Consider the following 24,925-nt stretch of genomic DNA (forward strand, 5'->3'; position numbering starts at 1 on the left):
TTAGCGCATGGATCGGCTTGCGGCGGCACAGGAATTCGCCATTGATGGACAGGACGCCGCCAACATAGGCCGGTTACTCCCAATCCAATCATGATATTTAATATCAGTTTACCCAGAGTTGGTAACAACAGGGAACCCGCGTTTCATCCCCTCAGCATAGGGAATTTCGTTGCCGCAGCATCACAGCCCTCCTGCCGGCCGTGCAAACGATCGCAATTGGCCGCGATTGCACCGCTTCATGCGGGTTGAGCTGGAACTCGCGCCTGACGTTCTGGTGCCGCGAGCCGAAACGGAACTGCTTGGCCGGACGGCCGCGGCCATTCTTGGCGAACAGGCGCACGAAACCATCCTGATCGACATGTGCTGCGGCAGCGGCAATCTTGCCGTGGGCATCGTCAGCGAATGTCCTCGGGCTCGGGCATGGGCGGCGAACCTGACCGACAGCACGGTTTCGCTTGCCCGCCGCAATGTTGTGCGCCTCGCCCTGCAGGACAGGATCAAGGTCCGGCAAGGCGACCTATTTGCCGCGATCGAGGGTGACGGCCTCCACGGCGCTGCCGACATGGTCGTGTGCAACCCGCCCTATATTTCGTCGTCCCGTCTCGATAGCGAGAGCGCGCATCTGTTGGAGAACGAACCTCGGGAAGCTTTCGACGGCGGCCCTTACGGTATTTCGATCCTCCAAAGGCTGGTCCGGGATGCCGCAGCTTTCCTCATGCCAGGCGGATGGCTGCTGTTTGAGTTCGGCGAAGGTCAAGATCGGCAGATAGCAACCCTTTTATCGAGAACGAAATCCTACGAAACCCCAACCTTTGCCGTGAAGGCCGACGGCCAGCCCCGTGTCGCCATGGCGCGCAAACATGGTGGCCGGGTTCCCGGAACCGGGAGCCCGGCGTGAGCGTCGTCCGCGCCCTCGATCAGGCCGACCTTGCGGCCGTCGCGGGCATGTTTCAACGCATGCTGCGCAAGAAGCGGGGGCCAGCGCCGGCCTCCCTCGTCGATTACATGAGGCGGTTTTATCTGGACGCACCCGACTGGGGCAGCGGGCTCCGTTCGCTTGTCCATGTCAATGACGCCGGCCAGGTTTCCGGGTTCGTCGGCGTTCATGCGCTGCCGATGAAATTCAACGGCCGGCAGCTCTACGCTGCCATCTGCAGCTCGCTGATGGTCGAGGATCACGAGACCGATCCGATGGCCGGTGCCCGCCTGTTGAAGGCCTTCCTCGATGGTCCGCAGGACATCTCCTTCAGCGAAACCGCCAATGATACGTCCGTGAAACTGTGGACGCGGCTTCGCGGCGTAGTGCTGCCGCAATACAGCCTTGACTGGGTTCGCGTGATGCGGCCGGCGACCTTCATGCTCAGCCTTTTTGCCAATCACATGAAGCTTGCCTGGATGTTCAACCCGCTCGCCCGGATGGTCGACCGGCTCTACCTTCGCAAAATGGAGGGCGGTCAACGACGCTGGACCGGCGTCGTCGCCAACGCATCGAGCCGGGGGGCATTTCGGACCTCCGAGATCAACAGCGGCAGCTTTGCGGGGCTGCTGGAGCCGCTTTGCGCCCAATTTCCGCTACGTCCGCAGTGGGCGGAAGGTCAGCTCGACCATATTCTGGGCGATGCGGCGCAAAAGCCGGATTTCGGAGAGCTTGTCTACGTGTCGGTGGCATCGCCGAACGGCGCCAATGTCGGCGCTTTCGCCTACTACGCTCGACCCGACGGGATCGGCCGCGTGCTGCAGGTCCTCGCTCTTCCCGGCCAGGCCGGGCCGGTGATCGATTGCCTGGTCGAGCATGCCGCCCGGCGCGGTGTCTCCGGCTTGCGCGGCCGCGTCCAGCCCACACTTCTGGAGGCCATGCTTGTAAGACGCATAGCCTTCATACCGGTCGCCTCGACCGTCGTGCATTCACGCGATCCCGAGCTTCTGGATGCCATGAAGAACGCGCAGGTCTTTCTGAACGGGCTTGCGGGCGAGCAGTGGAGCCAGTTGATCGGCGGCCGCTTCACCTGAAGCGTTCCGCCTAGAGCAATTCCAAGGGTGCGCGGTTTCCATCCGGAATCGCATAAAAACAAGAGCTTAGAGCGCCTCGCATGAAATCGGGTTCATGCGATGCGCTCTAAGTTTTTCTTGATGCATGTCGTATCGCAAAACCGGATCACTTTTGCTCGATATGCATCAGGTCAGGAGCCGACTTCGTCCACGCCGTCAACGAGCTGCGGGCGCAGGTGCAGATAGCGCGTTGCCTTTCGCTTGGCGGCGATGTCGGCCCAGACGCGTTCGATCTGTGAGGCGGTCAATCCCGCCGCTTGCCCTACCACCTCGGCGGACACGCCGTTGTTGAGGCCGTAGAGACACAGATCCATCCGATCGTAAGGCAGGGAGAAGTAGAATTCTTCCTGCGTCTGCGCGAGCGAGTAGGTGTCGGTGGTCGGCGGCCGGTTGCGGACCTCTTCCGGAATGCCGAGATAGGCGGCTAGCGCATAGACCTGCGTCTTGTAGAGATGCGCGATCGGCTTGACGTCGGCGGCGCCGTCGCCGTTCTTGACGAAGAACCCCTGGTCGTATTCCAGCCGGTTCGGTGTGCCGAGCACGGCGAAGTTCAGCCGGTCGGCATGATAATATTCGATCTGCTTGCGGGTGCGCTGCTTCATGTTGGTGGCGGCAACGATGCCGAGATAGACCGCCACCGGCATCCGCAGTTTCGTCTGCTTGCCTTGCGGGTCCTGCACCACCAGCGACGAGATGTTGTAGCCCTCGCCTTCGAGCACGTTCGCGATCACGATCTTCGAGGCCCAGCCCTTGCCATAGTCCGGGACCATTTCGCGGATGAAGGCGTCGCGGCGTTCATAGCAGCCCATTGCCCGCAGGGTCGGCCCGATATCCTCCACAACGGCCTCGACGCCGAAAGTGTCGGCGACCAGATGACCGAGCCGCAGGCTTTCGGGGTCGGAATCGCTTTCCGGCATGAGGACGCACAGCACATTATGGTGGCCGACGGCCCGCGCGGCCAATGCAGCCGAAACGCTGGAATCTATACCGCCCGAAAGACCGAGCACGAGGCCGCGCTTGCGAATGCCGCGCAACTGCTCGCGCAGCGCCGCCACGATCCTGTCCGTTTCGGCGGCGGGATCGATGGCCAGGGCTTGCGTGAAGGCCGGCGCATCCTGGGTTGAGCCGATGTTCATTGCTCGGCCTCCATCATCTCAGCCGCGAGCCGGCGGCTGACCTTGCCCGACTCCGTCTTCGGCAATTCGCTGCGGAACTCTATGATTTTGGGGACCATGAAATCCTCCAGGTGGCGCGCGCAGTGACGAATGATGTCCTTTCCGCCAAGCGCCGGGTCGGACCGCACGACGAGCGCGCCGATCGCATGCCCCAGCACCGGATCCGGCACGCCGACGACCACCGCTTCCGCGATACCTGGATGGGCGTGGAGCACGGCCTCCACTTCCTTGGGGGCGACCTTCTCGCCACGCGTCTTGATGATGTCGTCCTTACGCCCGACAAAATAGAGAAAGCCGTCCTCGTCGGTCTGGAACAGGTCGCCCGTATAGAGCACCTTTTCCCAAGGGTTAGGCCCCGGCCGGAGCGCTCGTTCCGTCGCGGCCTGGTTGCGCCAATAGCCCTGCATGACGTGCGGACCGCGGATAACGAGCTCACCTGCCGCGCCCGCCGGCACGCGTTGTCCAAGGTCGTCGACGACAAAGGCTTCCGTGTTGGGGATGGCTATGCCGACCGACCCTGGCCGGCGGTCAAGTTCCTCGGGTGGCAAATAGGTGCAGCGCTTGCATTCGGTCAGCCCATACATCGAATAGATCCGGACGCCGGGCAGCAGCGAGCGCAGGCGTTCTATGTGGGCTGGTGGTAAGGCGGCCGCGGTGTTGGAAACATAGCGGAGGCTGGGCAGGAAACCCGGCGCCAGATCACGCATCTGCAGGATCATCGCCGCCATGGTAGGCACCAGCGGAAGGCCGGTGACGCCCTCTTTGCGGATGCGTTCGAAGATCTCGTGCGGGAAGGCGAAGGACTTCTCGAGCACCAGCGTGGCCCCGAGCCTGACTGCAATCAGCAACTGGTAGAGGCCATAGTCGAAGGCAAGCGGGAGGACGTTCAGGATGATGTCGTCCGGCGCGTTGCGCAGATAGGTGGCGATCGACCCCGCGGCAGCGTCGCAATTGCGATGCGTCATCATCACACCCTTGGGCCGGCCGGTCGAACCTGACGTGTAGATCAGCATCGCAAGGTCGACGTCGATGCCGCGATGGTCTACCTCCGCGCCATCGAACGTCAGGCAGTCAGTCAGGGACGCGGCCCCTGCCGGGCATTGCCCATCGGCCCCAGGAGTGGAAGCCACGAAGATGCCGGTCTTGCCTTGCGATGCGCAGGCTTCGGTGACCACGGGCATCAGCTTCGCCTGCGTCAGGACCGCCCTGGCGTCGCAATCGGCGATGATGTAACCGAGCTTGTCGGCCTTTGTGGAGGGGTTGATCGGACTGAAGGTCGCACCTGCCTTGAGTGCGGCAAAGATCGATACGGCGGCCTCCCAGCAATTGTCCATGAAGATCAGGACGCGGTCGTCGCGCCTGATCCCATTCATGAAGAGAGCGGTGGCCAGCCGGCTCGAAAGGTCGTCGAGTTCTTCGTAGCTCAGCTTTTTGCCCCTAGTGACCAATGCCGTCTTGGCCGGGTGGGCAGCAGCCTTCGCCACCAGAAAATGCTCGATCCGCACTGGACGTTCCTCGCCGTTGGCGCTTACGCTGCCAGTGTTTGTGCTCTCGCCTCGATGAAGGACGAGATGCGGTCAAGCGAGTCCAGGTTGGCCGGAACGATGTCGGCATCCACCATCGCGATGCCGAAATTGTCCTCGATGAAGGCCACCAGCTCAAGCACCGCAGTCGAGTCGATAATGTCGTTCTCAATCAGCGAGGCTGAATCCGACAGTTTGTAGGAGATGTCGCCGAACAGGAAGTTGTCGACGATAAAGCTTCTGACCCTGTCCTTGATTGCCGTCATCATGTCTTTCCTTTTCCTCGCCGTCTCAGGCCGCTCTTACCGCGCCGACCGCTTGGCCGGCGAAATTCTTCTGCCACAGCTGCGTCGACAGAATGCCGACGAAGGCGGCGTTGTCGCGAAATCCGGTCGCGGTCTCAATGCGGCATTTCTCGTGGAGCTTGGCCACCGCCTTGGCGTTGAACAGGCCGCCGGCGGTAATGCTCGCCTCGCCAAGGCAGTCACGAACATAGTCTAGTTCCTCCGCCCCGACGAAGGAGCGGGCCTCCGGGGCGCGGTAAGGTTGCTTGGTGCGTTTACCGATCGCCGCCGGAAGGTAGTGCCTGGCCACCTTGCGCAATATGTGCTTCTCCATCAAGCCTTTCAGTTTCATCTCCGGCGGAAGTCTTGCCGCGAACTCTACCACGCGATGATCCAGGAAAGGAAACCGCCCTTCGATGCCGTGCGCCATGGCTATCCGATCGCCTTGGCTGGAGAGGATGTAGCCGGGCAGGAGGAAGCGGGTTTCGAGATATTGCGCCTGATGCAGCGGATGCCATAGGGAAAACGCCTCGGGTAGGCGGCTGGTCAGCTCTTCAGCTGCGTCATAACCCTTCAACGTCGCGCGCAGGTCGCCGGAAAAGAAGATTTTCGCCGCCGCCGTGGTCTTGAAGCGTGGCCGATGCGAGAACAGCGGATCGTCGAGGGCAGCGTTGCTGGTACCGAAGAAGGCAGCCAGATACTCCACCGATTGCTGTTGCAGGCCCGGCAGATACGGGTAAAGCCGGCGGAACAGCTGCGGCCTTATGCGCGATGTGGGCTGCCGCCCGCAGAACCGGCGGACACGCGCCTCCTTGAAGACGTCGTAGCCGGCGAAGACCTCGTCGGCGCCTTCACCCGTCAGCACCACCTTCAGGCCGGCTTGGCGAACCAGCGCGGACAATTTGTAGAGTGGCGCTGGCGCCGTGCGGATGATCGGCCGCTCGGCAAAGCGGATGACCTCAGGAAAGACGCTGGCGATATCGCGGGCGCCGCATTCTATGGCGTGGTGGCGCGTGCCGAGCGCCGAGGCCATTTCGGTCTGAAAGGCGCTTTCGTCATGCTCGGCGCTGTCGAAGGTTACGGAAAATGTCTCCAGTCTCCGAGGAGTCATGCCGGCGGCAAGCGCCGAAACGAGCGACGAATCGAGCCCTCCGGAAAGATAGGAACCGACCGGCACGTCGGCCCGCATGCGAAGCCTCACCGCATCGGTCAGAAGGGCTTGCAATTCCTCTGCCGCGTGGTCCTCGTTCGTGATCTTCGACGGCTCATCACGATGCGGATAGTCCAGGTGCCAGTACCGTTTGACCGTGACCTGCCCCTGCGTCGCGATCATCACACTTGCCGGTTCCAACTCGTGGATATTGCGGAACGCCGTGCGCGGAGCGATCGGCGCCCACAGCGTAAAGATCTGATCCAGCGCAATCGGATCAATTTCAGCGGAGACGCCCGGGACCTTCAGCAGGGCTTTGATCTCCGAGGCAAAGTAAAGCACCCCGTCCTTACTTGTGTAGAACAGCGGCCGGACACCCATCCGGTCTCGTGCAAGCACCATTCGTCGCTGCCGATTGTCCCATATCGCCAAGGCGAAATCACCGTTCAGGAGAGACAAGCAGTCTTCGCCCATCTCCTCATAGAGCTGAAGGATGACCTCTGTGTCGCTCGACGTCCGAAAGTGCCGGCCCTTGGCGATCAGCCCTTCGCGCAGTTCTATGTAGTTGAAAATCTCGCCGTTGAACGCAATCGTCAAATTGCCGGCCTCGTCGGACATCGGTTGCTGGCCATCGCCGATGCCGATCACCGACAGCCGCGCATGCCCGAGCCCGGCATCGGGTGCTACGAATTTCCCTTGCTCATCCGGCCCACGATGGGCAATTGCGGCTACCATGTGCGTGAGCAAAGCTTCCGCATCCCGGATTGACCCGAAATAACCCCCGAATCCACACATCCCTTGAACTCATATTGAACGCTAAGGTACGGAACTTAACCTCGATAGTGTCATCTTAGGTTAATCCGATATTTTCACCGAGCATGTGGTTAACAAGAAGTTTGCCACGATGTGGTGTTCGTGGCTAGGACGCGATGGCTCTCCATCACCTCGCGGTTGCGGCCGTAATAGCCGGAACGATAGCCCAGGCTCGCTCTAGGCCTTTTGTCCGGGTTGGCATGGCTGGACGCGGGCGGCTAAGGCTGGAAATGTGATTGCACGTCTTCGCTGCCGGGGGGCTGGCCGGAGGACGAGGAGGATGGCGCTGAATTTCGAATATATTGCCGGCCATCCGGCGCTGCACCGTCATGTCGAGGCGCAGTCGAAGGCGCTGCTGCATATCTATGAAACGAGCCCACGCCTGGCCGCCGTATTCGCCACGCAACAGCGCTGGCTGCTGGCTCACACCGGCCTAGCCCTGCATTTCGCCCGCGACCCGCGCGATCCCCGCACGGAACTGACACTGGCCCGCTTCATCGATGCAGTGCTTCACTATTCCGTCGCCAGCCGCAACACGGCTGAAGCCTTCATCAAGGAGATGCTGCACTATCACATCATCGAATACCTGCCGCACACCGGTGATGGACGAGCCCATCCCTTTCAGGTGACGGCAGCGACGCTGAAGGAATTCGATGGCTGGGTGGTTGCGCATCTGCGCACGCTCGACGGTCTCGACAGCGGCAACCGCCTCGCCGCGTTTCTCGAGCAGCACGGCATGATTGCCAGGCTGCAGCCGATGGTGGCGGAAGGCCTGCTCTCCTCCAACCCTGTGCGTGAGCCCAAGCAGACGTTTTCGCTGTTCATCTGGCTCAACAATGGCGGCATCGTCATGGATTGGCTGATGTCCGGCATCGATCCCGACAATGCCGCCCTCGACCGGATCCCGACCAGCGTGGTTTCGATCGGCGAATTCGCCAGTTGGCTAAAACTCTCGCGCACCCATCTTGCGCGCAAATTGCGGGACGCCGAAAAGCTCGGCAGCGTCGGCTGGCTAGGCCAGCGCGGGCATTCGGTGATGTGGGTGTCGAACAGCTTCTACCAGGAATACATGACCGTCCAGGCCGCCAAGCTTGCCGTTATCGATGCCGCGTTCGAAGCCTGCCGACCGGCGTCGCCGCACGCTGGCTGAACGTTCGGCGCAGACGCTGTTGCGCAGCCGATCGTGCCGACCGCGAGGACCCGTCCGGGCGCATGGCCGAGGTGGCCTTTCCGCCGTCGGGATACGGACATCTGGACAGCGGGGGCGAAGCCTGAAAGAGGAACGCTCCGCGCGAGCGGCAGCGATCCGCCCGACGGGTTCGGGTAGATCAACTGGTCAAAAGCCGGGCGCAGCATCTCAATCGATGTCGAATGACACGCCCTGCGCCAGCGGCAGCGCCTTGGAATAGTTCACCGTGTTGGTGGCGCGGCGCATATAGGCCTTCCAGGCATCGGAGCCGCTCTCGCGGCCGCCGCCGGTTTCCTTCTCGCCGCCGAAGGCGCCGCCGATCTCGGCGCCCGACGTGCCGATGTTGACGTTGGCGATGCCGCAATCCGAACCATCGACGCCGAGGAAGCGCTCGGATTCCTGCAGGTCGCGGGTGAAGATCGACGACGACAGTCCGGCGCCGACCGCATTGTGCTCGTCAAGCACTGCATCGAAATCGGAATATTTCATCACGTAGAGGATCGGCGCGAAGGTTTCTTCGGTGACGGGAGCCACCTGCTTCGGCATTTCGACCAGCGCCGGATGCACGTAATAGGCATCGGGATGGCCATTCTCGACCCGCGAACCGCCGGTCAGCTTGCCGCCGTGAGCGGTGGCTTCCTTGAGCGCCTTCTGCATGGCGTCGAAGGCCGCCTTGTCGATCAGCGGCCCGACGAGCGAAGACGTCTCCAGCGGATTGCCGACCGAGACGCTCTCATAGGCCTTCTTCAGCCGCGGCAGCAGCGTGTCATAGACGCTGTCATGCACGAACAGGCGCCGCAGCGTCGTGCAGCGCTGGCCCGCGGTGCCCATGGCGCCAAAGGCGATGGCGCGCAGCGCCATGTCGAGATCGGCGGTCGGGCAGACGATGCCGGCATTGTTGCCGCCGAGCTCGAGCACGGCGCGGGCAAAGCGCTTGGCCAGCCGGGGGCCGACATCCCGGCCCATGCGGGTCGAGCCGGTGGCAGAAACCAGCGCCACCTTCGGGTGGTCGACCAGGATCTCGCCGACGGAGCGGTCGCCAATCAGCACCGGTGCCAGGCCCTGCGGCGCATCCGCGCCGAAGCGCTTGACCGCGCCGGCAAAAATCGCCTCGCAGGCGAGCGCCGTCAGCGGCGTCTTTTCCGAGGGCTTCCACACCACGGCGTCGCCGCAGACCAGCGCCAGCGCCGCGTTCCACGACCACACCGCGACCGGGAAGTTGAAGGCCGAAATGACGCCGACGACGCCGAGCGGATGCCAGGTCTCCATCATGCGATGTCCCGGACGCTCGGTGGCGATGGTCAGACCGTAGAGCTGGCGGGAAAGGCCGACGGCGAAATCGCAGATGTCGATCATTTCCTGGACTTCGCCGAGGCCTTCCGACGGGATCTTGCCGACCTCGATCGAAACCAGCCGGCCGAGCTCGGTTTTGTGCGCGCGCAACTCCTCGCCGAGCAGCCGCACCAGTTCGCCGCGCCGGGGACCCGGCACCATCCGCCAAACCTGGAACGCCGTGTGCGCGGCATCGATGGTCTTGGCCGCATCGGCCGGCGAAATCGTCTTCAGCGCCGCGATCTGTTCACCCGTCACCGGACTGCGCACGACGAGGTCGCCGCCGGTCAGCGCGTCCTTGGCCACACCCAGTTTCGCCAGAAGTTCTGCCGTTTCCTTCGCTATCGTCATTTTTGTCCCTTTCAGATCCGCTCGCCATCATAGGGCGGCGGTCGAGCCTTGGCGCCGTTGTCGCCCGCATGCCGCGGGCGCTGTCATGGCGTGCCATTACTCGTTTCAGGGGAAAATCGCCACCCCGGCATGGTCCAAGCCGGGATTGCACGATTGAGCCAGAGGAGGAACAGGCTTAATGCGCTGTCTTCGCCGGCGCCTTCACGGCTCCGTCCCGCATCAGCCGGTCGATATGCATGCGGATATGGGCGGCTTCCGCTGCCGTGTTGGCCAACGCAATGGCGCGATCGAAGGCGACACGCGCCTCTTCGCCACGGCCGAGCTGCATCAACAGACCGCCCTTGAGGCCGAAGAAGTGGAAATAGCCGGACAGCCTCTCGCCAAGCGGCTCGATCATGGCAAGGGCAGCTTCCGGCCCGCGCACCTTGGCGACCGCAACGGCACGGTTCAGCGTCACCACCGGCGAAGGTTGCATCGCCTCCAGCAGGCTGTAGAGCAGGTCGATCTCTGTCCAGTCGGTCTCCTCGGGGGTTGCCGCCCGCGCATGAAGGGCGGCGATCGCCGCCTGCACCTGGTAGGGTCCGGGCTTCTGGTGGCGCAGGGCCTTGTCGACCAGCGCCAGGCCTTCGTCGATCATCTTGCGGCTCCACAGCGAGCGGTCCTGGTCGTCGAGCAGCACGATCTCGCCATTCTCGTCGAAGCGGGCCGGCGCGCGCGCATGCTGCAGCAAAAGCAATGCCGTCAGGCCCATGATCTCCGGTTCGGTCTGGAACAGCCGCAGCAACAGGCGCGCCAGCCGGATCGCCTCCTCGCAAAGCGGCGCACGCGCCGGCGCCTCGCCGCTGTTGGTGGAATAACCTTCGTTGAAGATCAGATAGACCATGGCGGCAACGGCGGCGAGCCGCTCCGAGCGCTCGACCGCGCCGGGCGTCTCGAACGGCACGCCGGCATCGGCAATGCGCGCCTTGGCGCGCGTGATGCGCTGTTCCATGGCGCTTTCGCCGACCAGGAACGCACGCGCGATCTGCTTGACGGTGAGACCGGAGACGATGCGCAGCGCCACCGCGATCTGCTGCGTAGGCGGCAGATCCGGATGGCAGCAGATGAACAAGAGCCGCAATATGTCATCGCGGTAGTGCGCGCCGTCCAGCCGTTCGGCGATATCGCTCTCGGCATCTTCCAAGTCCGAGATCTGGTCCTCTTCCGGCATCGGCGCCTGCTTGGCGCGCTTGCGCACCGCGTCGATGCCGGTGTTGCGGCCGACAAAGATCAGCCAGGCCGCAGGATCGCGCGGCGGCCCGTTCTGCGGCCAGTTCTTGAGTGCCCTCAGGCACGCGTCCTGGAAAGCTTCCTCCGCCGTATCGAGATTGCGGAAATAGCGCAGCAGCGCACCCATAGCCTGCGGGCGGGCAGCGCTGATCGCCGAGCTTATCCAGGCGAGGTCTGTCATGTGGCTACTCTGGTTGGGTTGAAGACGGAAACCGGTCGGATCTCATAGGATCCGCCGCTGGGATTGACCTCGGAAAGCTCGCGCGCGAAGTCGACGGCCTCGTCGAGATCGGCGCATTCCAGCGTGTAGAAGCCGAGGAACTGTTCCTTGGTCTCGGCAAACGGGCCGTCGATGACGACCGATTCGCCCTTGACCTTGCGCAGCGTCGTCGCGGCGGTGGTGGGCAAAAGCCGCGCCACCGGCCCAAGCCGGCCGGCTTGAGCGTATTTTTCCTGCACATGCATGAGCTTTGCCATGACCTCGTCATCCTGTGCCTTGCTCCAGGAGGAGACGACATCTTCGGAGGCATAGCAGAGGATAGCGTAGAGCATGGGACGTCCTTTTCTGTCTCAAAGGACGAAACAGTAGGGCCTATGCCGACATGGCGTCGACAAAAAAGTTACGCCATTTTTGTCAGCCTTCGCTTGCCTTCAACCATCTCAGCACAAGAGCCTCTTCATCATCGAGACCGTCTATCGATCGCTTGCGCTTGTTGGCCTCGGTCATTTCGCTAAGCAGCCGCCCTTCCACCCAGGCTTCGAAAACCTGTGGATGGATGTAGCATTTGCGGCAGACGGCGCGTGTGTTGCCGAGCCGCTCGGCCACCTTGTCGATGACGGCGTTCATTACACGCTTGGTCTGCGCCTGGCTTTCGGGAAGCTCCGTCCGCGCAAACAGCGACGCGGCATGGATGGTGCCGCCCCAGGTGCGGAAATGCTTGGAGCTGAAATTGGCGCCGATCGCGTCGCGGATATAGCGGTTGACATCGTCGGAGCGCACTCCATGCCTCTCGCCATCCTCGTCGAGATATTGGAACAGTTGCTGCCCCGGAATATCCTGCGCGCCGCGCACGACCCGGGCGATGCGGCGGTCGACCAGCTTCAATTTCCATTCCTTGCCGGACTTGCCCTTGAAGGCAAAGCGCAGGCTCGATCCCTTGATGTCGACGTGGCGGTCGCGTAGCGTCGTCAGCCCAAAGCTCTTGTTGTCGCGGGCATAGGCGGCATTGCCGACCCGGATCATCGTGTTGTCGAGCAGCCAGACAATTGCCGCCACGACGCGCTCGGCCGGCAGGCCACGGCGGCGCAGATCGGCATCGATCCGGCGGCGCAGCTCCGGCAGGCTTTCGGCAAAGGCGACAAGGCTGGAGTATTTGGCGCCGTCGCGCTCGGCGGCCCACAGCGGATGGTAGCGGTACTGTTTGCGCCCGCGCTGGTCGCGGCCGGTCGCCTGGATGTGGCCGGCGGGATCGGGCGAGATCCACACATCCGTCCATGCCGGCGGAATGGCCAGCGCCTTGATGCGGGCAATGGCTGCCGCGCCGACGGCCTGTCCTTTCGCGCCCTTGTAGGAAAAGCCTTCGCCCGCCTTCAGGCGCCGGATCCCCGGCTCGCTGTCGCTGATATAGGTGAGCGAGGCCTGTTCGGCAGCGGTCTGCGCGCCGTTCTTCGGCGCTCCATCGTCCCCCCGTCCGGCAGCCGACCGGCCGGATGGCGTCCCAGATTTGTCAAGCATGCCCGCTCCATGAAATTTTTCTCGTAGATAAGCGCCAGGCCGACTGCTGGTTCCACCCCGTTGCTATGGAATGTGGTCGGGTCCACCAATGGTGGCACCAGCCGGCACGGCCATCCAGAGGCCGCCATCGTCGACGTGAGGCGGATGGTAGTCGCGCCCGGGCGGAATCTGTTCGAACACGGCCCCTGCCTCATCGGCAAGGTAGTCATAGCCCACATCCTGCAGGAGCCCCTTTGGATCCAGGTGGTGGTAGAGATTGCGGCGGGCGATCCGCCGCTTCGGCTCCATCATCTTTAAATGATAGAGGTTGAGCCCGCTGTTGCGGGCCTTGAAACCAAGATCGGGAGGATACCAGAGCCCGTGCAGGTCCTCTGGTCGGTACTTCGCCGGATCGTAGGCTCTGAACAGACGATACTGGAACTTTTCGGCCCACAGCCCGTCGACCCGGTACTCGGTCGGCGAATACAATTCGCGGAGCCGGAACCCCCAGGCCATGCGCCTGTAATCCCCCGTCAGCTGTCCGATCCGCTCCGCGGTACCGCGTTCCAGCCGCTCATCGGGATCAATAGCCAGGATCCAGTCGGCGGCAGCTTCATGCGCTGCGTCGAGCAAGATCCGCCGCCGCTGCGGCTCGCTGCTGAACACGCCGGTCGCCCCGCGATCGTCATAGGCAATCCAGCCGTCAACTACCGGATCGATATTGGTGATCAGATCGGCAACCAGATGCGCGTCATAACGATAGCTGAAAACTGCGACCGTTCTCTGCCGCGTCCAGAACAGTCGGCTCCGTCGCCAGCGTCGAGGCTTGATTTGGCTCGTTATCATTTTCTTGTTGCCGCTTTCACGCGATTTCGCACGCCAATATAGACACCCACGGATTTGACCAGCAGGGCAAGCCAGACAATTGGCATCGACATCATCGCGAAAGTTCGATCCCGATCGGAAAGCCCGATCTTCGCCAGCTTGCGGGCATTCCGCCGATCGCGAAACGTGTCGCGAAAACACCGAAACGGAGTGTTCAGGGCGGACGCTGCGAGGTAATCGCCGCGGCGACAGCCGCGCCTGTACTGATCGGCAAGCAATCTGGACAGCCGGGTTTCGTTGCGATGAACGGTTTGCACCTTAGACTCCCACACCGGCTGCAGTTCCTGCGGCAGCCGCCCCAGGAATTCGGTGTCTTCGGCAGCAGGCATGGTTTCATCGAACAAGCCAAATTCATCGAACAGCCGCCGATCGAACGACACGCCGTAACGCAGCGCACGATCCGACGGCAGACCGGGAAGCCGTCGCATGAACATGATCAGATGAGCCGCACAGGCGATCAGATTGCGCGGATGGCTATTCACCATCGCGCTCGCCACGGCGCGGTCGCCAGCCAGATGCCGCTGCATCCGTGCCTCGGCCCAGCCCGAACAGGCGAGGCAATCATCGGCAAGAAAGGCAACGAAAGGCGCTTTGGTGGCCGCAATGCCGAGGTTGCGGGCTGCGCCTACAAACAGCCTTCGACCGACCTCGATCACTGGCACCTTGACCCCGGCGCCGGTCAGCAGCGCCAGGACCTCGCCTCCGCCCGAGTTGACCACCATGATCTCGAGCGGCTCATCCTGATCCAGCAGGGATGTCACCGCCTCGACGATTTGAGCCGGCGCGCGATAGCCGATGACAATGACGGCAAGCTGCGGCGGGGCTGATTCAGGCACGTTGCAACTGGACGCGCGGAGAGGAAAACCAGCGCCGCAGCGCCAGCTTCAGCTGGTAGCGCCTGCAACGCCAGGTGTTCGACCGCACCTTCGGCGCCGCCGCCGCGATCCTCAGGAACCGCGCCGCCGTCTCCAGATCGCCGCGCGCATAGTGAACCCGGGCGATCTTGAGGGCGACCAGCCCCTCCCTGGTCTTTAGCGACGACAGTGGGATGCCACAGTCAGTCAGCTCGCGCAGCGCCAGCCGCCAGTCGAGAAAGCGGCGCACCGGCCTGGTGATGAAGCGATCATCGGAACGCACTGCCGAAACGTGGTAGATCATGACGGGATGCACGATCAGGGCAAGCGACGCCCTGCCCATCAGCCTGGACCAGAACAGCGTGTCCTCGTCATAGGCAAGCCCGGTCGGGAAGCGCGTGTCGCCGACGACGCGCCGGGAAACCAGCGCACTGCCCACGGCGATCGAGCGAATGTGACCTTCCAGATAGGCCGAGGCATTGGCTATACCGTCTTCTATGTAGCCGGCTGGAAGCTTGAGGTTCCGGTTCTCGCCATCGGTGCGCCGACGGTAGGCGCCGATCACCATGTCGGCGGCCGGTTGCTCCCCCGCCCGGACCAGCATCGACCGCAGCCCGCCCTCCAGATGCAAGTCGTCGGCGTCGATCAGGTAGATCCAGGAGCATTGCGCCTGCGCCAGCGCCACATTGCGGGAGCCGCCCGCGTCCCGGCAGCTGCTCTTGAGCACGCGCAACGGCAACGAGAATTGCGTGGCGGCATTCAGCGCGGCTTCTGCCGTCCCGTCCGAGGAGGAATCGTCGACCAGCAGCACCTCGCCGATAACCTCGGCTTCGGAACGAAGCGAGGCCAGCGTGGCCGCAATGGTTGCCGCCGCATTGTGCGCCGGGATGATGACACTGATTGCCGTCAATACCGAACTCCGCATCAGCATGCCTGCCGACCGATCCTCCCCGAAGTTTCGACCGAGCATAACGGGCATGGCCGTTGTTGAGAAGCTGTGCTTCGAGGCTGTCAGGCCTTCTCGAGCGCGACCGGGATGACGTCGACGGCCTGGTCGCCGACCTGGCCGCCGGTGGTTTTCAGCACGCCGACGATCGGAGCCACGTCGGAATAGTCGCGGCCATAGCCAACGGTGATGTGGTCGTTGCTGGCCCGCATGCCATTGGTCGGGTCGAATTCCTGCCAGCCGGCATCGCGCCCACACCACACCTTGACCCAGGCATGCATGGCATCGGCGCCTTCGAGCCGCGGCTTCCCTTTCGGGGGAATGGTGCGCAGGAAGCCGCTGACATAACCCGCAGGAATACCTAGCCCGCGCAGGCCGGCGATCATGATGTGGGAGAAGTCCTGGCACACGCCCCGCTTCAAACGGAAGGCATCGCTGGCCCCGGTACGCACCGTGGTCGCTTCCCCGTCATAGGTGAAGTCGCGGTGGATGCGGTTGCACAGATCGATGGCCATGCCGACCGTCGAGCCGCCGGCGCTGTCGCGGGCATAGGCGGTGATCGCCGCATCGATGCCGGCATGATCGCTGGCGGCGAGAAAGTGATGCGGTGCATCCGGCGCCAGTGACCGTACGGCGCCGAGTTCTTCCCGCAGGCGCTGCAGATCGGGCGACACGTCGAGCCCAGGCTCCGGCCGTGACACCGACACGCGCGCGCTCATTCTGATGTCGAGCCCGTCATGGACGTCGCGAAAGGCGATCACGGTGACATTGTTGCCGAAGAAATCGGCAAAATCCGTGCGCTCCGATGGGGTCGGCACAAACGAAAGCGAGGCCGCGATCACGCGCTGCACGCCGGCAATGGTCGGCGGCAATACACGCACCTGATGCCGGCTGCCACCGGCCGCGGCGTCATAATCGTAGCTGAGATGAAGCCTGATATCGTACAGCATGTTAACCGAAATACGCTTTAGCCAGGCTGCTATAGAGGTTGCCGATCTCAGTTGCGAGATCGTCCAGCACCTCCGCCGACATCTCCGATGGCTCCATGACGGCAATTGCCGTGTTGAGCTGCAGGATTTCCTTGGCCGCGACCGACATATGCCCCTCCGGCCCAACCGATGGCAACAGGCCGATCTCCGCCTTCAGCCGTTCGAGCTGGAACAGGATCGAGCGCGGGTTGAGTGGGTCGAGCGCCAAGAGGTCGATCACCGTGCGCCGTCCGGCCCGCACCGGATATTGCCGGCGGTGGGTCATGACGCTGTCGCCGATCTCCAGCATCATGTCGAGCGAGCCGTCCGGCGCACCGGACCTTGTCAGTCGGGCTAGCGTACGGGCGATCTGGATGCCGCGCTCGATCCGCCGGCCGATCTCGAGGAAACGCCAGCCGGTGAAACGGTACATATTCTCGTGCAACAGGCCAGAGAAACCGGCGAGCTTGCGCAGCATGACCGTCATCGCCCGTGTCGCGTCGTCACCCGGCGCCACCGTGGTGGCGAACTGATGAATGGTCTTCGACAGGTCCTTCAGCGCCAGCCAGCCATCGGGCGAAAAGCGGTCGCGGATCTGTCCGGCGCTGTAGACGGCGCTGTCCAGCGTGCCGATCAATCCGGGCGGAATGGCCGCTTCGAGATCGATGCCGAAGGGTTCGAGATAGTCCCTGATATCGGCGAGCAGCAGCATGTCAGGATCGGACGTCTCGGCCAGCCGCACATGATAGGCGCGCAGGATACGCACCGTATCTTCCGAACGCTCGATATAGCGGCCGAGCCAGGTCAGGTTTTCCGCCGCGCGGCTGGGCAGGCTGCCCGGCATGGTGCGGACGAAGCTGTCATGCTCCTGCGGCAGCAGCGTCTCGCGCTCGACCGACCGGTCGCTGACCACCCAGACGTCGGCCGCCTGGCCGCCGCGCTGCATGGCGATGGCCGTCGGGTCGAGCGAAAGGCCGACACGGGCGAAACCGCCGGGCATTACCGTCCAGCCATCGGGCGTGCGCGCGAGATAAACGCGCAGGCTTGCCGGCCGTGGCTCCAGCCAGCCGCCGACATAGACCGGCGTCGTCGACAGCGTCACCGCTTCCTGGCCGACGAAACCGCTGCCATCGCTCTCGATGCGCGCGATCAGCGCGATGCGTTCCTCCGGCGTCAGTGCCGAACCGAGCCTGGTCTGGCCGTCATCCTCAAAGGCCAGCCGCGTCGACAGCGCCGGACCGATCACCATGCGATCGATATTGGCAAGCACATGGGCCCGTTCGGTTGCTTGCCCGCACCACCAGGTCGCCACGCTTGGCAACAGAAGTTCTTCGCCGCGCAATGCGCGCGAAATCTTCGGCAGGAAAGCGAGCAGCGCCCGGGTTTCCATCAAGCCCGAACCCAGCGCATTGACCGTCGAAACCGTGCCGCGGCGGATCGCCTCGACCAGCCCCGGGGTGCCGATATGCGAGTCTGGCCGCAGTTCCAGCGGATCGGCGAAGGCGGCATCGAGCCGCCGCCACAGCACGCTGATCGGCATCAGCCCCGAAACCGTGCGCACCATCAGCTTGCCGCCGGCGACGGTCAGATCCTCGCCCTCGAGCAGCATGATGCCGAGATAGCGGGCGATATAGGCGTGCTCATAATAGGTCTCGTTGAGCGGCCCCGGCGTCAGAATGGCGACGCGGCCGTCATTCTCCTTCGCCATGCCGATCAGAGCATCGCGAAAGCGACGGAAGAAACCGGCCAGGCGATGCACATGCATCTCGCCATAGATGTCGGACAAAGCCCGCGTCGTGGCGACGCGGTTTTCCAGCGCAAAGCCGGCGCCCGACGGTGCCTGCGTGCGGTCGCCCAGCACCCACCAGCTTCCATCCGGTCCACGGCCGAGCTCGAAGGCGCAAAAATGCAGGAAATGACCGCTGGCCGGCATGGTGCCGACGACGGGGCGCAAATATTCGGGGCTCGCCGCAATCAGGCCTGCCGGCAGGATTCCCTTCTCGATCAGCCGGTTCGGCCCGTAAATATCAGCGACTATCTCCTCGAAAAGCTCGGCGCGCTGGACGAGACCGGCGCTGATCCCGGCCCATTCCTTGTCTTCGATCAGCAGCGGGATATGCGCCAGTGGCCATTCGCGCTCGTTGGCGCCGGCCTTGTCGTAGACGCGATAATAAACGCCGGCGTCGCGCAGATACTGGTCGGCGCGGGCAAAGCGCTGGCCCAGCTTTTCGGGACCCAGCTCCTCCAGCGCCTCGATGAAGGGCGCCCAGGCCGGACGCGGATGGCCCGAAGCATCGACCATCTCGTCGACGACGCCGTCAATCGGCTGGTAGTGCTCCAGCAGACTGTGCCTCAGCGGCTTGCCGCGGACCTTTTTCTGATTCCCCTTTGCCATCGCTGATCAGAGTCTTGCTGGCCGCCTGAGGTCAAGGGTCATGGGGAAGTCTTCAGAGGCTTCTTCATTGCGCAGCACATAGGCCGACGGCGTATGGCCGCGCGGCTCGAAGCGGGCGAGACGCCTCGCCTCGGCCTCATTGCCGTTGACCGGGAACGTGTCGTAGCTGCGCCCACCTGGATGCGCGACATGGTAGACGCAGCCGCCCACCGCCCGCCCCGTCCAACGGTCGTAAATGTCGAAGACCAAAGGCGTGTTGACCGGCAGCGCCGGATGCAGGCCCGACGAAGGCTGCCAGGCCTTGAAGCGCACACCGGCCACCGCGACCTCGCGATTGTCGGTGACCTTCATCGGCACGATTCGGCCATTGCAGACAATGGCATGACGTTCCGGGTTGAGGCCTTCGGTCCTGACCTGCAGCCGTTCGACCGAGGAATCGACGAAGCGCACGGTGCCGCCGATGGCCCCTTGCTCACCCATCACATGCCACGGCTCCAGCGCCTGCCGCAGTTCCAGCTTGATGCCGGCATGCTGGACTTCGCCGCAGAACGGAAAGCGGAACTCCAGCTGGGCATCGAACCATTCCGGCCGGAATTCGAAACCGTTGAGCTTGAGGTCGTCGAGCACGTCGAGGAAATCCGCCCAGACATAATGCGGCAGCATGAAACGGTCATGGAGCGAGGTGCCCCAGCGCACGAAGCGGCCATCAAGCGGGTTCTTCCACGCACGGGCGATGATGGCGCGCACCAGCAATTGCTGCGCCAGCGACATGCGCGCATTGGGCGGCATCTCGAAACCGCGGAACTCGACAAGCCCAAGCCGGCCGGTCGGGCCATCGGGCGAAAACAGCTTGTCGATGCAGATTTCCGAGCGGTGCGTATTGCCGGTGACGTCAGTCAACAGATTTCGGAACAGTCGGTCCACCAGCCAAGGCAGCGGTGCGTTGCCCTGGTCGGGATGCGGCACCTGCGCCATCGCGATCTCGAGTTCGTAAAGCGAGTCATGCCGCGCCTCGTCGAAGCGCGGCGCCTGGCTGGTCGGGCCGATGAACAGGCCGGAGAATAGATAAGACAGCGACGGGCGCCGCTGCCATTGTAGCACCAGGCTCTTCAACAAATCGGGCCGGCGCAGGAACGGGCTGTCATTGGGCGTTGCGCCGCCGACCACAACATGGTTGCCGCCGCCGGTACCGGTGTGGCGGCCATCGATCATGAACTTGTCGGCGCCAAGCCGTGTCTGCCGTGCTTCCTCGTAAATCGCCGTCGTCGTCGCCACGCAGTCCTGCCAGTTGGCAGCCGGATGGATGTTGACCTCGATGACGCCGGGATCGGGTGCCACCCTGATGACGTTGAGGCGCGGATCGTGCGGCGGTCCATAGCCTTCGATATGCACGGGAAGGCGGATCGCCTTGGCCGCGTTTTCTGCGGCTGCGACCAGTTCGAGATAATCTTCCAGCGCCTCGACCGGCGGCATGAACACGCAAAGCCGCCCGTCGCGCGGCTCGACCGAAAGTGCTGTACGCACCGCGCCGCCGATCTCGGTGATCTCCTGCTCCACCCGGTCTTGCTGGCCGGTCGTCGCAGTGAACGATACCGCCTGCTGGCGCCGCGCCATCTCGTCGGCGCCTTCCAGTTCGGCCGGAGCCGGTTCTGGCAGTATGGCTTCCCGCGCCGGCAGCGGTCCACGCGGCAGCGACGGATCGACCGGCACGATATAGGGGAACTGCGCCGGCGGCACATAGGGCAGCGTGCCCAGCGGCAGGCGGTAACCGACAGGGGAATCGCCCGGCACCAGGAACAGCCGCCCGCGCCGCGTCTTCCACTTCTCCGAGCGCCAGCGCGGGTCCGAAGCCTGGCTGTTCCAGCGCTGCACCGGCAGCACGTAGCCGGACGGCTTGGTCAGCCCGCGCTCGAACACTTTCGCCATGCGGCTGCGCTCTTCCGGGTCTTCCAGCTTGGAGTTGGACGGATCGACATTGTCGGGCAGCTTGCCTTCCTTCAGCAGCCATTCGGCCGGGTCCTCATAGGCCTCGCTGACCATCGCCTTGTCGATGCCGAGTTCGCCGGCGATTGCCGTCAGCAAGCTTTCGGCTTGCTGCGGCCCGACCTTCGCATCGCTCTTTTCGTGTGCGATTAGCGACGGATCGCTCCATACCGGCTGGCCATCGGTGCGCCAATACAGCGAGAAGGTCCAACGCGGCAGGCTCTCGCCCGGATACCATTTGCCCTGGCCGTAATGGAGGAAACCGCCCGGCGCGAAGCGCTCGCGCAGTTTCCGGATCAACGCATCGGCCTTTTCGCGCTTGGTCGGGCCGACGGCGGCGGTGTTCCACTCGGCGGACTCGAAATCGTCGATCGACACAAAGGTCGGCTCGCCGCCCATGGTCAGCCTGACATCACCCGCTTGAAGTGCGGCGTCGACCTTGTTGCCCAGCGCATCCAGCGCCTGCCAGCTTTCGTCCGAAAACGGCTTGGTGATGCGCGGATGTTCGGCAATGCGGTCGACACGCATGTCGAAGCCGAACTCGACATTGGCAAAGCTCGCCATGCCGGAAATGGGCGCGGCGTTGCGGAAATGCGGCGTGGCCGCCAGCGGCACATGGCTTTCGCCGGTGAGCAGGCCGGACGTCGGATCGAAGCCGATCCAGCCGGCGCCCGGCAGATAGACCTCGCACCAGGCGTGCAGGTCGGTGAAGTCGACGGCGGTTCCGGCTGGGCCATCGAGCGCGACCAGATCGGGCTTCAGCTGGATCAGATAGCCTGAGACGAAACGCGCGGCGAGGCCGAGATTCCTGAGGATTTGCACCAGCAGCCAGCTCGAATCCCGGCACGATCCCTTTTTCGCGGCCAGCGTTTCCTCCGGCGAGAACACGCCGGTTTCCATCCGCACGATATAAGCGATCTCCCGCTGCAGCCGCGCATTGAGGTCGACGACGAAGTTGACGGTGTTGGTGGCGCTACGGTCGATGTTTGCGAGGAAAGCAGACAGCAGCGGCCCCGCCGGCTCCGGCGTGCGGTAGATGGCGAGATCGTCCCTGATGTCCTCGGGGTACTCGAACGGGAAGGTCTCGGCCGATGGTTCGACGAAGAAATCGAACGGATTGTAGACCGTCATGTCGGCGACGAGGTCGACCTCGATCTTCAATTCCGTCACCGGTTCCGGGAAGACGAAGCGGGCGAGGAAATTGCCGTAGGGGTCCTGCTGCAGATTGACGAAGTGGTTCGCCGGCCCGACCTTCAGTGAATGGCTGAGCACCTTGGTGCGGGAATGCGGTGCCGGCTGCAGCCTGATGACCTGGGGCCCGAGAACCACCGGCCGGTCATATTTGTAATGGGTCAGGTGGTAGACGGCTGCCAGTATTGCCATGGGGCCCCGGAGATCGGCGTTTCTTCAGCCGAACCCTGACACATCTATTGGCCATTCTCCAAGCAGAGATGTTGCGCTGCACCTAAATTAAGCAGCCGAAGCCGGCTACGCTGTGTCGAGATTCAGGTCAGGCCGAGTCGAAAATGGCTGATACCGAAAACCGGAGCAGAGCGTACTTTTCGTACGCGAGCACCGGAAGCGCAGGCATCGGCCATTTGCAGGCCGGCCTCACCTGAACATCGGCACAGCTTTAGAAAAACGCCTGTATCCCCGTCTGAGCCCTGCCAAGGATCAGCGCATGCACGTCATGCGTACCTTCATAGGTGTTGACCGTCTCCAGGTTCTGCGCGTGGCGCATAACGTGGTAGCCGATCTGGATGCCGTTGCCGCCATGCATGTCGCGGGCCTGGCGGGCGATGTCGAGCGCCTTGCCGCAATTGTTGCGCTTGACGATCGAGATCATCTCCGGTGCCATCTTGCCTTCATCCATCAGCCGCCCGACGCGCAGCGAGCCCTGCAAGCCGAGCGCAATCTCGGTCTGCATGTCGGCGAGCTTTTTCTGGAACAGCTGCGTGCCGGCGAGCGGCTTGCCGAACTGCTTGCGGTCGAGTCCATACTGCCGGGCCCGGTGCCAGCAATCCTCGGCGGCGCCCATCGCGCCCCAGGAAATGCCGTAGCGGGCCCGGTTGAGGCAGCCGAATGGGCCGCCGAGGCCCTTGGCGTTGGGCAGCAGCCCGTCTTCGCCAACCTCGACGCCTTCCATCACCACTTCGCCGGTGATCGACGCGCGAAGGCTGAGCTTGCCGCCGATCTTCGGCGACGACAGCCCCTTCATGCCCTTCTCCAGCACGAAACCGCGGATTTCGTCCTTGCCGTTGTCGCCCTTCAGCTTCGCCCAGACCACGAACACGTCGGCGATCGGCGCGTTGGATATCCACATTTTCGAGCCGGAAATCCTGTAGCCGTTCGCGGTCTTCTCGGCCCGCGTCTTCATACCGCCGGGATCGGAACCCGCATCCGGTTCGGTCAGGCCGAAGCAGCCGATCCATTCGCCCGAGGCCAGCTTAGGCAGAAATTTCTTGCGCTGTTCTTCCGAGCCATAGGCATGGATCGGATACATCACCAGCGACGACTGCACGGACATCATCGACCGGTAGCCGGAATCGACCCGCTCGACCTCGCGCGCCACCAACCCGTAGGTGACGTAATTGGCGCCGAGCCCGCCATATTCCTCGGGAATGGTGATGCCGAGCAGGCCGGCCTCGCCCATCTCGCGAAAGATGCCGGCATCGGTCTTTTCCTCGAGATAGGCCTCCTCGATGCGCGGCGCGAGCTTGTCGGCGGCAAAGGCGGCCGCGCCATCGCGCACCATGCGCTCATCCTCGGAAAGCTGGTTCTCGATCAGGAAGGGGTCTTCCCAAACGAACGCGTTCTTGTCGGCGGCCATGGCTTCGCTCTCTCCCAAAATCTTGAAGTGCTCGGGCTTATCCGCCTTCGCTTCGGAAAAATCAAACAAAATTGCATCACCGATCAATGAGGTTTAGTAATGGATCATGAACGTCCAACGCCGGCTTTTGCCCAGCACCAGCGCCCTTGCCGCCTTCGAGTCCGTGGCCCGCCTTGGCTCCTTCACCGCTGCCGCCCAGGAACTCGATTTGACCCAAGGGGCCGTCAGCCGCCAGATAGCCCTTCTGGAGGAACAGTTCGGCCGCCGGCTGTTCGAGCGCGACAGCCGCAATGTTCGGCTGTCCACGGCGGGCGAAATCTATGCCGAAGCCGTGCGGGCGGCACTCGGGCAATTGCGCGACGCCGCGCTCGGATTGATGAGCAATCGGCATAGCGGCATGCTGAACCTCGCCATACTGCCGACCTTCGGCACGCGCTGGCTGATGCCGCTGATCCCGGATTTCGTCGCAGAAAACCCTGACATCACCATCAACTTTGTCACCCGCATCGGCCGCTTCGACTTCGCCCGCGAGCGGCTCGACGCCGCCATCCATCATGGCCAGCCCGACTGGCCGGACGCCGACTCCACGCTTCTGATGCGCGAGACCGTAATGCCGGTGGTCTCGCCAGACTTCCTTGCCAGCCGCGATATCACCACGGCGGCCGACATCAGCCGCCTGCCGCTGCTGCACATGGCGACGCGTCCCGGGGCCTGGGGCGAATGGTTCGAGGAACAGGGCTTGAGCGCACCGATCGGACCCGGCATGCAGTTCGAGCAATTCGGCACCGTTGCCCAAGCCTGCATGGCGGGGCTTGGCGTCGCGCTCCTGCCGCAAGTTCTTATCGCCGGCGAATTGCAGCGCGGTCAGCTCGTGCAGGCGCCGGGACAGCCGATGCAAAGCCGCAGCGCCTACTACCTCGTCGTCCCGAACGACAAGCGCGGCCACCCGCCCGTCGTCAGCTTTCGCGACTGGCTGCTGGGCCAGGTTGAGAAGGAACCGGCCGTTCTGGCCTGGTAGCTACTTCCGCTTCATCGGCTCGGTTTCCGGCTGGAAGCGCAGCGTTTTTGCGACTTGCGTTCGGCAACTTTCGCATCGAGCTTGCTTTTGATCCGGGCGAAAGCCTGGTCTCCATCGACCGAACTGCCACTCGCCATGCCCCCGTCCCAAAGACGCCCCAACTCTTGGACACTCACTTTCTCGAAACTTGCCATATC

At 63.4% G+C, this 24,925-nt stretch carries 20 protein-coding genes; 4 read left to right on the top strand and 16 right to left on the bottom strand.

Translation table 11 applies throughout. The annotated features are described in order from the left end of the window. Nucleotides 1-169 precede the first annotated feature (169 nt). Nucleotides 170-898 carry a N5-glutamine methyltransferase family protein gene (locus tag NKI35_RS07210; protein ID WP_502897126.1) on the top strand — a complete coding sequence of 243 codons (729 nt, stop codon included), beginning with the start codon at nucleotides 170-172 and terminating at the stop codon, nucleotides 896-898. Next, entirely contained in the window at nucleotides 895-2,010 is a 1,116-nt protein-coding gene (locus tag NKI35_RS07215; protein ID WP_352739270.1) for a hypothetical protein, read from the top strand. The genes NKI35_RS07210 and NKI35_RS07215 overlap by 4 nt, the downstream gene beginning before the upstream one ends. Before the next feature lie 170 nt (nucleotides 2,011-2,180). On the opposite strand, the gene nadE is transcribed toward NKI35_RS07215, so the two are convergent. From nadE to asnB, 4 genes are read right to left on the bottom strand one after another with little or no spacing between them, the layout of a single operon-like run. Further along, entirely contained in the window at nucleotides 2,181-3,185 is a 1,005-nt protein-coding gene (gene nadE / locus NKI35_RS07220; protein ID WP_352739272.1) for an NAD(+) synthase, read from the bottom strand. Then, nucleotides 3,182-4,729 carry a class I adenylate-forming enzyme family protein gene (locus NKI35_RS07225; RefSeq protein ID WP_352739274.1) on the bottom strand — a complete coding sequence of 516 codons (1,548 nt, stop codon included), beginning with the start codon at nucleotides 4,727-4,729 and terminating at the stop codon, nucleotides 3,182-3,184. Before NKI35_RS07225 ends, nadE begins: the two co-directional genes overlap by 4 nt. A gap of 23 nt (nucleotides 4,730-4,752) precedes the next feature. Continuing rightward, nucleotides 4,753-5,016 (bottom strand): acyl carrier protein, encoded by a 264-nt coding sequence (locus NKI35_RS07230; protein WP_352739276.1) that lies wholly within the window; start codon nucleotides 5,014-5,016, stop codon nucleotides 4,753-4,755. A 22-nt stretch (nucleotides 5,017-5,038) separates the two neighbouring features. After that, on the bottom strand, nucleotides 5,039-6,976 hold the full coding sequence (gene asnB, locus NKI35_RS07235) for an asparagine synthase (glutamine-hydrolyzing) (RefSeq protein WP_352739278.1): 1,938 nt from the start codon (nucleotides 6,974-6,976) through the stop codon (nucleotides 5,039-5,041). Nucleotides 6,977-7,274: 298 nt separating this feature from the next. On the opposite strand from asnB, the gene NKI35_RS07240 reads away from it, so the two are divergent. Continuing rightward, on the top strand, nucleotides 7,275-8,144 hold the full coding sequence (locus NKI35_RS07240) for a hypothetical protein (RefSeq protein WP_352739280.1): 870 nt from the start codon (nucleotides 7,275-7,277) through the stop codon (nucleotides 8,142-8,144). Nucleotides 8,145-8,351: 207 nt separating this feature from the next. On the opposite strand, the gene amaB is transcribed toward NKI35_RS07240, so the two are convergent. The 11 genes from amaB to NKI35_RS07295 form a co-directional block, all read right to left on the bottom strand. Beyond that, nucleotides 8,352-9,866 (bottom strand): L-piperidine-6-carboxylate dehydrogenase, encoded by a 1,515-nt coding sequence (amaB, locus tag NKI35_RS07245; RefSeq protein WP_352739282.1) that lies wholly within the window; start codon nucleotides 9,864-9,866, stop codon nucleotides 8,352-8,354. Nucleotides 9,867-10,041: 175 nt separating this feature from the next. Next, complete coding sequence (locus NKI35_RS07250) at nucleotides 10,042-11,316, bottom strand: RNA polymerase sigma factor (RefSeq protein WP_023707663.1); 1,275 nt, start codon at nucleotides 11,314-11,316, stop codon at nucleotides 10,042-10,044. Continuing rightward, nucleotides 11,313-11,687 (bottom strand): YciI family protein, encoded by a 375-nt coding sequence (locus NKI35_RS07255; protein ID WP_023671781.1) that lies wholly within the window; start codon nucleotides 11,685-11,687, stop codon nucleotides 11,313-11,315. The genes NKI35_RS07250 and NKI35_RS07255 overlap by 4 nt, the downstream gene beginning before the upstream one ends. 82 nt (nucleotides 11,688-11,769) lie before the next feature. Beyond that, nucleotides 11,770-12,870 carry a DNA topoisomerase IB gene (locus tag NKI35_RS07260; protein WP_023683452.1) on the bottom strand — a complete coding sequence of 367 codons (1,101 nt, stop codon included), beginning with the start codon at nucleotides 12,868-12,870 and terminating at the stop codon, nucleotides 11,770-11,772. A gap of 63 nt (nucleotides 12,871-12,933) precedes the next feature. After that, on the bottom strand, nucleotides 12,934-13,695 hold the full coding sequence (locus tag NKI35_RS07265; protein ID WP_023686315.1) for a hypothetical protein: 762 nt from the start codon (nucleotides 13,693-13,695) through the stop codon (nucleotides 12,934-12,936). After that, a complete protein-coding gene (locus tag NKI35_RS07270) occupies nucleotides 13,692-14,570 on the bottom strand; it encodes a glycosyltransferase family 2 protein (RefSeq protein WP_023833549.1) in 879 nt (292 codons plus the stop codon). Before NKI35_RS07270 ends, NKI35_RS07265 begins: the two co-directional genes overlap by 4 nt. Then, complete coding sequence (locus tag NKI35_RS07275; protein ID WP_023686317.1) at nucleotides 14,563-15,498, bottom strand: glycosyltransferase family 2 protein; 936 nt, start codon at nucleotides 15,496-15,498, stop codon at nucleotides 14,563-14,565. The genes NKI35_RS07270 and NKI35_RS07275 overlap by 8 nt, the downstream gene beginning before the upstream one ends. Nucleotides 15,499-15,599: 101 nt before the next feature. Continuing rightward, nucleotides 15,600-16,484, bottom strand: a complete 885-nt coding sequence (locus tag NKI35_RS07280) for a transglutaminase family protein (RefSeq protein ID WP_352739285.1) — start codon at nucleotides 16,482-16,484, stop codon at nucleotides 15,600-15,602. A 1-nt stretch (nucleotide 16,485) separates the two neighbouring features. Continuing rightward, on the bottom strand, nucleotides 16,486-18,897 hold the full coding sequence (locus tag NKI35_RS07285) for a circularly permuted type 2 ATP-grasp protein (protein ID WP_023696879.1): 2,412 nt from the start codon (nucleotides 18,895-18,897) through the stop codon (nucleotides 16,486-16,488). 6 nt (nucleotides 18,898-18,903) lie between these two features. Then, nucleotides 18,904-22,263, bottom strand: coding sequence for a transglutaminase family protein (locus NKI35_RS07290; RefSeq protein WP_352739287.1), 3,360 nt, complete (start codon nucleotides 22,261-22,263; stop codon nucleotides 18,904-18,906). A 250-nt stretch (nucleotides 22,264-22,513) separates the two neighbouring features. Beyond that, nucleotides 22,514-23,710 (bottom strand): acyl-CoA dehydrogenase, encoded by a 1,197-nt coding sequence (locus NKI35_RS07295; protein ID WP_352739289.1) that lies wholly within the window; start codon nucleotides 23,708-23,710, stop codon nucleotides 22,514-22,516. 106 nt (nucleotides 23,711-23,816) lie between these two features. Here NKI35_RS07295 and NKI35_RS07300 point away from each other — a divergent pair, with 106 nt between their 5' ends. Then, on the top strand, nucleotides 23,817-24,728 hold the full coding sequence (locus NKI35_RS07300) for a LysR family transcriptional regulator (RefSeq protein ID WP_352608705.1): 912 nt from the start codon (nucleotides 23,817-23,819) through the stop codon (nucleotides 24,726-24,728). A gap of 11 nt (nucleotides 24,729-24,739) precedes the next feature. Here NKI35_RS07300 and NKI35_RS07305 read toward each other — a convergent pair whose 3' ends face one another. Further along, nucleotides 24,740-24,922, bottom strand: coding sequence for a hypothetical protein (locus tag NKI35_RS07305; protein WP_023714001.1), 183 nt, complete (start codon nucleotides 24,920-24,922; stop codon nucleotides 24,740-24,742). Between the last annotated feature and the right edge of the window lie 3 nt (nucleotides 24,923-24,925).

The organism is Mesorhizobium sp. M0676, assembly GCF_040320535.1.
GTDB lineage: Bacteria > Pseudomonadota > Alphaproteobacteria > Rhizobiales > Rhizobiaceae > Mesorhizobium.

Excerpts from the sequence above, each read along its gene's own strand:
- nadE (WP_352739272.1), bottom strand. The coding sequence starts at position 3,185 with ATGAACATCGGCTCAACCCAGGATGCGCCGGCCTTCACGCAAGCCCTG.
- NKI35_RS07230 (WP_352739276.1), bottom strand. The coding sequence starts at position 5,016 with ATGATGACGGCAATCAAGGACAGGGTCAGAAGCTTTATCGTCGACAAC.
- asnB (WP_352739278.1), bottom strand. The coding sequence starts at position 6,976 with ATGTGTGGATTCGGGGGTTATTTCGGGTCAATCCGGGATGCGGAAGCT.
- NKI35_RS07240 (WP_352739280.1), top strand. The coding sequence starts at position 7,275 with ATGGCGCTGAATTTCGAATATATTGCCGGCCATCCGGCGCTGCACCGT.
- amaB (WP_352739282.1), bottom strand. The coding sequence starts at position 9,866 with ATGACGATAGCGAAGGAAACGGCAGAACTTCTGGCGAAACTGGGTGTG.
- NKI35_RS07250 (WP_023707663.1), bottom strand. The coding sequence starts at position 11,316 with ATGACAGACCTCGCCTGGATAAGCTCGGCGATCAGCGCTGCCCGCCCG.
- NKI35_RS07255 (WP_023671781.1), bottom strand. The coding sequence starts at position 11,687 with ATGCTCTACGCTATCCTCTGCTATGCCTCCGAAGATGTCGTCTCCTCC.
- NKI35_RS07260 (WP_023683452.1), bottom strand. The coding sequence starts at position 12,870 with ATGCTTGACAAATCTGGGACGCCATCCGGCCGGTCGGCTGCCGGACGG.
- NKI35_RS07265 (WP_023686315.1), bottom strand. The coding sequence starts at position 13,695 with ATGATAACGAGCCAAATCAAGCCTCGACGCTGGCGACGGAGCCGACTG.
- NKI35_RS07280 (WP_352739285.1), bottom strand. The coding sequence starts at position 16,484 with ATGCTGTACGATATCAGGCTTCATCTCAGCTACGATTATGACGCCGCG.
- NKI35_RS07285 (WP_023696879.1), bottom strand. The coding sequence starts at position 18,897 with ATGGCAAAGGGGAATCAGAAAAAGGTCCGCGGCAAGCCGCTGAGGCAC.
- NKI35_RS07290 (WP_352739287.1), bottom strand. The coding sequence starts at position 22,263 with ATGGCAATACTGGCAGCCGTCTACCACCTGACCCATTACAAATATGAC.
- NKI35_RS07295 (WP_352739289.1), bottom strand. The coding sequence starts at position 23,710 with ATGGCCGCCGACAAGAACGCGTTCGTTTGGGAAGACCCCTTCCTGATC.
- NKI35_RS07300 (WP_352608705.1), top strand. The coding sequence starts at position 23,817 with ATGAACGTCCAACGCCGGCTTTTGCCCAGCACCAGCGCCCTTGCCGCC.
- NKI35_RS07305 (WP_023714001.1), bottom strand. The coding sequence starts at position 24,922 with ATGGCAAGTTTCGAGAAAGTGAGTGTCCAAGAGTTGGGGCGTCTTTGG.